A 293-nucleotide genomic window follows, 5' to 3' on the forward strand; every position below is an offset into this window, starting at 1 on the left:
CGCGGCCGGCGCGGCAGCGGACGCCCCCGCGCACAAGGGCGGCAGCAGCGCGATGCTGCAGCGCCTGTCCGCCGGGGCCGACCAGCCCGAACCACTGCTGGCCGCGTTCGCCCACGGCATGTCCACCCAGCCCGGCGAGCTGGGTGACATGGGCCTGCGCCTGCAGTCGGCGCAGCGCAGTGCCGACTGGGTCAGCTCTGGCCGCGCCATGCGCCAGCTGATCGACAAGTACTTCCGCACCATCGAACAGGACAGCCCCGACGGCCAGCCCGACAGCCTGCGCCTGCGCGAGC

The 293-nt window shown here is 74.4% G+C and carries 1 pseudogene; it reads left to right on the forward strand.

The annotated features are described in order from the left end of the window. Positions 1-293 (forward strand): annotated as a pseudogene (locus ACQG3P_RS19260) (GGDEF domain-containing protein); the annotation flags it as partial.

This window comes from Stenotrophomonas sp. SrG, assembly GCF_050031795.1.
GTDB classification, from domain to species: Bacteria; Pseudomonadota; Gammaproteobacteria; order Xanthomonadales; family Xanthomonadaceae; genus Stenotrophomonas; species Stenotrophomonas rhizophila_A.